The sequence below is a fragment of the Stieleria magnilauensis genome, assembly GCA_007753675.1.
Lineage (GTDB): Bacteria > Planctomycetota > Planctomycetia > Pirellulales > Pirellulaceae > Stieleria > Stieleria magnilauensis.
On record CP036432.1, the window covers coordinates 216,294 to 222,293 of the forward strand.

The 6,000-nt window shown below is 55.6% G+C and carries 5 protein-coding genes; 4 read left to right on the forward strand and 1 reads right to left on the reverse strand.

The window, feature by feature from the left end; all coding sequences use genetic code 11:
- Window positions 1–832 precede the first annotated feature (832 nt).
- Window positions 833–1,738 (forward strand): hypothetical protein, encoded by a 906-nt coding sequence (locus TBK1r_RS00890; RefSeq protein ID WP_145207100.1) that lies wholly within the window; start codon window positions 833–835, stop codon window positions 1,736–1,738.
- 144 nt (window positions 1,739–1,882) lie between these two features.
- Here the strand turns inward: TBK1r_RS00890 and TBK1r_RS00895 are convergent, their stop codons facing one another.
- A complete protein-coding gene (locus tag TBK1r_RS00895; protein WP_145207101.1) occupies window positions 1,883–2,878 on the reverse strand; it encodes a DUF3991 domain-containing protein in 996 nt (331 codons plus the stop codon).
- A 180-nt stretch (window positions 2,879–3,058) separates the two neighbouring features.
- On the opposite strand from TBK1r_RS00895, the gene TBK1r_RS00900 reads away from it, so the two are divergent.
- The 3 genes from TBK1r_RS00900 to TBK1r_RS38080 form a co-directional block, all read left to right on the forward strand.
- A complete protein-coding gene (locus TBK1r_RS00900) occupies window positions 3,059–3,691 on the forward strand; it encodes a SprT-like domain-containing protein (RefSeq protein WP_145207102.1) in 633 nt (210 codons plus the stop codon).
- A 518-nt stretch (window positions 3,692–4,209) separates the two neighbouring features.
- On the forward strand, window positions 4,210–4,896 hold the full coding sequence (locus TBK1r_RS00905; protein ID WP_145207103.1) for a hypothetical protein: 687 nt from the start codon (window positions 4,210–4,212) through the stop codon (window positions 4,894–4,896).
- Window positions 4,889–6,000 (forward strand): hypothetical protein (locus TBK1r_RS38080; protein ID WP_419580829.1); only part of this gene is annotated, 1,112 nt, incomplete at its 3' end. The genes TBK1r_RS00905 and TBK1r_RS38080, both read left to right, overlap by 8 nt.

Genomic DNA, 6,000 nt, shown 5'->3' on the forward strand with positions numbered 1-6,000 from the left:
GTCCAAATTTCAAAAAGAACAACAACACGGGTTTGTCTGTTGTTGTTTTTTACAAGGTTTAAAACAAAGGTTGTTGTAAGGCAAGTGCCTGCTGGATAACGGGTTGCGTTGACGAAGGTCGCCCAGAGGGTCGGTATTCTGGCGAAAAAGGTCGCCCAGAGGGTCGGTATTCTGGCGAAAAAGGTCGCCTAGAGGGTCGGTAAAAGGTCGCCCAGAGGGTCGGTATTTTTTCAAAAGGTCGCCCAGAGGGTCGGTATTGAGAAAAGGTCGCCCAGAGGGTCGGTATTTGCGATCACCGTCGATTGGGATATCCACGGTAGCCGGTCAATATGCGATCGACAGCGTCAGATTCGCTGCGGTCGGTGCTCTGCCGAGTGTTTTTCAACGCCCATATCGTGGGGGCAGGCAAGAAACGGAAGGTCGCCTAGAGGGTCGGTATTGGAGGGTTTCAGAAATGGGTGTCGAAAATGCGTTGGTCCGAACCTATTTCGAACGTGAGAATAGGGGGTTTGGGGTGTTGTACCCCGTTGAAATTTTCTGTGGATAACCTGTCAACGCCCCAAAGTTTTTAAATCAGACAGTTCGTTCACCGGCAATTGGGAACGATGGCAACACGTTTGTGGCAAGACGATTCGCCCCACGCGGAAGCAGGTTGGATGACGAGAACCGTAAGCGTCCTGCAGTGCAAAAACCAGCCTCGTGGCAACGGCTGGCGTTTCCTAAGATAGACCGGTTAGGGGTGTAATCGCGGAAACGAAGACTAATGGGCGTGGGCTGACAATTCCGCGATTCCACCCCTTTTTCGGCTGCGCGTGTCAGGAGGGAATTGGGTTTGAGTGAACGGAAATCAAGACCGAAAAACGCGGTGCAAATCGACTCCTACGAGGAGTTTGAAACCTACATTCAGGCGTTCGCAGCCGGCCACTTGAACCTTCTTATCCTAGTTGGCAGGGCCGGGGTGGCCAAAAGTCAAACGGTGCGCAAGACGCTCGGGGACAACGTTTGCTGGATCGAATCAAACGCGACCGCGTTTGGGATCTATTGCGAGCTGGCAGCGCACCGCGACGAGCTTGTTGTGATCGACGACGTCGATTCGCTTTACTCGGACAAGCAAGCGGTTAGGCTCCTCAAATGCCTTTGCCAAACCGATGAGTCGAAAAGCCTGGCCTGGCACAGCGCATCGACCGGCAAAATGAGCGAAGGTCTTCCAAGCTCCTTTGAAACCAAGTCACGGGTCTGCATCATCGCCAATGAATGGAAGTCCTTAAGCGCCAACACGGCCGCCGTCGAAGACCGCGGACACGTCCTGTTTTTCGAGCCTACCGGGGAAGCGGTGCATCGCAAAGTGGCGGGGTGGTTTTGGGATCAGGAGGTGCATGATTGGTTCGCCGATTTTCTGCATTTGATCCCCAATCTGTCGATGCGGCACTACGTGCGCGCGGCCGAGTTGAAAGCAGCCGGCATCGACTGGGTGAAAACGATTCTTTCCGATGAGATCCCGGAAAAGGCGATGCTGGTGGCAAAGCTCAAAGCCGACACCTCTTTTGCGGAGGAGAGGGACCGCGTCCGAGCGTTTACCGAGCTGGGCGGCGGCAACAAGACGACGTGGTACAAATGGTCCAATCGGATCTGCTCGCCGTCATCAAAGTCACTCAAGATGACGTTGCCCCATGCGCGTGCTTCGCGATCCGAATCCGAACGGCCAACGCTTCGTGTCGTGCAGCAGAAGGCCGGATAGATCCGTCCCCGTCAGGCGAAGCGCTTTGGTAAACGTTGTTGCGCCTATCTGGCATCCGTCGATCTTGCCATAATCAGACGCTTCCATCGTCCATGACGATGAGAAATCTCCCGAACCATGGAGGATCCTCCGCGTGCGATAGTCTCATAACGCGGCTTGAGGGCTCGGAGAGGGCAAGGAAGCCTTTTTCACTAACCAGGCATCATTCCAATCTTTAACGCTCTCAGGGGCGTGGATTTTGAAATTGAGGTCCTCTCTGGTAAGTCCATCCATGATCTCTTGGAACTGGGCCGCAAAAACGCCGCCGGCTTGATCGGCATCGGCCGCAATGATGACGTCGCCGCCGATCGGCAGCTTGTTGATGGCCGACGTGACCAGGTCACGCTGTAACGCTGACATCTGTCCGGCGGTGCTGCAGTAGCAGGTCTCACTGCTAGGGAACATCAGCCCGTAGGCGATGGCGTCAAACGCGGACTCGGCAAACACCAACTGCTTCCTTTCCTCCCGCCCCGGCGTCGCATACCACAGTGCCTTATACCCCGAGGGGGAGAACCCCTTAAATTTTCGATTGCGGGCTTCCCATCCGGTGACCCCAGAATGGTCGCGGTGGATGAATAGGCAATTGCCTCTGGCGTCGGTATGGACGCTGCCGGCAAAGGGCGTGCGTGTGAAAGTTTCCGGCGGGATACCGCGATCAGTATTCAGGTGGGGATGAACGCCGCCGGCCAGTGGCCGCACGGTGGTTGCAAAAATCCGCCGCACTTCGGACACGTCGGAGTTGGTGGTGTTTAAGGTGAGGGGGACGTCTTGGAGGGCGGGGCGGGAGGAAAGGGAAGTGGTTCCGTTAATGTAGGGACGCAGACGTTTGCGGACCTGACCCAGGTTCTCTCCGGTACGGTTTTGGATGAAGTCGATGATCGAGCCGCCGCGATCGGTCGCGGGGGAGACGGCCCAGTAGGTCCAGTGCTGATCGGGATAACGTTGGATCGAGATTTTGTCCCCGGTGCGATCGCAGCGCATGAAGCAGGCGTTTGCCGAGGACTTTCGGCGATCGACGCGAAACCCGAATTCGTCGGCCGCGAAGCGGGCGAGCGGAATTTCGATTTTGAAACGTTCGATTTCGTCGGTGCGGCTGTCCATGGGGCGACTATCTCATGTGCGGGCGGGCGACGCAATGAAAATGCTTCGCGGGCACGGTTTCGTGGCGAATTGATGTGGCGTTCACAAGCGAAAGCATGACAGGGAAGGCGGAGCCGGGCAAGAATTGGCGGGTGACAAGTGGAGAGGGTACGATGCAAGAACTTTGGTGGTACGCGTGAAATGGAACATCCAAAGCCGACGCGCGAGAACTACGCCGAGCTGCAGCGGGCTTGGGATTATTTCAATCAGCGATTGTTCGGTAAAGAATTGCCGACCTGTATGATCACGTTGCAGCGGTTTCACAAGAGTGCGGGGTACTTCGTGCCCGGTGGATGGCACGACGACAGCGGGATCATCAGTGACGAGATCTCACTCAACCCGGCATATCTCACACCTCACCTTGAGCAAGGCGATCTGAAACAGCCACTCTCGACATTGGTTCACGAGCAATGCCATCAGTGGCAGCATCACTACGGAGAACGCAAGTCTCTTCGCGGTTACCACAACCGTGAATGGGCGAGAAAGATGGAACTCGTCGGCTTGGTCGCATCGCGTACAGGGAAGCCGGGGGGCAAGAAGACCGGATACGGTATCTCCCATTACATCGAAGACGGCGGTCGTTTTGAGGTCGCCTGCCAGGCCCTACTGGAGAAGGGATTTACAATCAGTTGGCGAGACAATTGGAACCGTGTTCCGAAGGGCGTCAAGAAAACGCACTACAAATGTCCCGCTTGCGGAACGTCTTGTTGGGCTAGGCCGCGATGGGCCTTCACCTGCGGCATTTGCAACGCTGCGATGGAGGAACTTGGATAGGGGAAGACGAAGTGCCCCCACGTAGATGGGCGACGGAGCCAATGGATTGGGTGTGTTTGCTGCCAGGTGTAGCGAAAGTCGAGATTGTTGAGACGGTCATCGTTCGGTACGTTTTCGGCGGAACTCCGCAGGAAATTCTTGAGAAATCAGCCATAATCGAGTGAAATGAACTCATGCGATCCCTAGCACGTGTGTCCCGTCGGGCCTTCCACGCCGTCTTGCTCGGCGGTTCTGCCAGTGCCGTGCTTCCTTCGGAAGGTGGTGATGTCGTGATTCAAGAAAGCAGTTTTGGATTGGGGCGATTGACCCGTGAACAGGCCCAGTCTTTCGGACCTGACCTCCAGACCACTGATGATTTGTCTGTGAATGCCGCGCTGCCCTTTCGCGGGGTTTATCATCACGCCTGGTGTGGCAACGCAGGGCAGTTTGGTTTCTCGAACCTATTTGCGGATGCCCTTGCAAAGCAATGTGCAGTCGTTTTAGGAACCTCGGAGTGTGCAGCGACATTGGCTGAGCTGATGCAGCAGTTTTTCGGCCACTCTCAGTTGGAGTCCGACAGTCTGGTGTTTGTCTTCGTCAATCGTGGTCACATCACCAACCGGCACACCTTTGCGTTGAAAGATGTTGTGACTGACAAACGGGTGCCCGAGAATGGTTTGGTGTGCCATAAAACACGGCAGCCAGAGAGTCTTAGATTGGTGTTTTCCGGTTCTTCACCGGCATTCAATGTCACGATGTCGCGGTTGCCGTGGCGGTTTGCAATGCCACGGGATAATCCGAAGGCGGTTCTGTGGTCACGGCACGTCCGGCGGTCGTACTCTCACCGCGATGGACGAGACATGGGCATGGATTACATCAATCAATGCAGCCCGGCCGATGAATCGCGACGCGAGTCGGATTACCAGAAGCTTCGTTTGGGGGACTACTTTCCCAATTCAGCGCCCTTGCGTCATCGCTACAACGACCAAGGATACACCGACCTGTCGACGATTCGATTGGTGCGAACGGTGCATGGTCCGTTCGGACGCCCTAAGGTTCACGAAGTCGTGCTGGATGTGAATACGGGAATGCGTCGAAGCGATCCTGACACGCTGGTGGATGATGCAAACGAATTGCTTTCGGTGCTCACGATGACGCGTCCCATTCAGCGGTTCTTGGATCAGAACCGGAGTCTTGTTGAGATGTTGGAAACGAATCTTGCCTGACGCGGAAGGCCAAACACGGACGGTCGAGGATCAAGGAACGCGGTCTCAGCCAACCCCGCGCGTTGCTGCGCCAGTTCCGTATGACATCTATTTTGATCCACTCGCCGGTACCTATGGGATGGCGGCGACCAAAGAGAACGCCGAAGCGTGGCCGGACGAAGCGGAGGATTACCTGAGGGATGTTGCCCGCGAGTTTTTTTGGCATCATCGCGACCGTATTTGTTGGATGGTTGCCGCCGGGCGATTGCACAGTGCGGGGATCAATGCTTTCGTCGCCCGCACGAAGCCGATTACGGAGTGGGAAGACGATGTGCTTGGGTATTTCGGCAAGGCCTTTCAAGATGCGATGGGGCTGATCACCGACGCCAAGGCTTTGCAGGGTATCGCGCGCGCGAAAAGGAAACCGATTTGGCTTTGCCGGGGGGGCGCGGTGCGGTTGGGTGTAGCGGTATGTCCAGAGCCGTTGACACGAAAGATCGACCTCGATCGCTTGCAACCTTATGTCCCGGACGTGAAGGGACTGCGTTCGAAGAGTGCTTCACGAACCTTTGCCGCAAGGTCCGGACGGCTCGTTGTGTTAGCGGTCACGAACCGTTACGCAGACACGGAGCTACCTTCGGAGAAGGTATGGTCGCTCGCGGACCAACAACTTGTTGTTACGGAGGATTTTGACAAACACAATCAATCCGTGCCACTATCGGTTCGGGAGGCATGGATGCCCTATGGACGGATAATCGCAAAAGCGGGTACGGTAGAAACAGAGTTGCTAGCGATATTTGAAACCGCTTACTTTGAGGGTCCCGACATGCTGACTGGGGATCAGCTGCGTCTTCTCCGCGAGTTCACGATCAAGAGGCTTCGGGAAGTGAAAGATGATCCTGCCGCAGTAAATCGAGCGATCGACAAGCATGTGTTTCCGCTCGCTCGGAAGCTATTTCCGGATGAGATAGAGCATCCGGAAGAAGTGACCGGAAAATGCCTCACGGATCTTTTCAGAGCGCGGGCCAATCCGGCGGAAGGCAAGAAAATAAAGCCAACTACGGATCAACGTGAACTGATTCTTGATCTCACAAAAGCGTGGCGAAGTCACGTATGTGCAATCCG

What these genes read in the sequence shown, in the direction of transcription:
- TBK1r_RS00895 (WP_145207101.1), bottom strand. Translation starts at nt 2,878, where the DNA reads ATGGACAGCCGCACCGACGAAATCGAACGTTTCAAAATCGAAATTCCG.
- TBK1r_RS00900 (WP_145207102.1), top strand. Translation starts at nt 3,059, where the DNA reads ATGGAACATCCAAAGCCGACGCGCGAGAACTACGCCGAGCTGCAGCGG.
- TBK1r_RS00905 (WP_145207103.1), top strand. Translation starts at nt 4,210, where the DNA reads ATGCAGCAGTTTTTCGGCCACTCTCAGTTGGAGTCCGACAGTCTGGTG.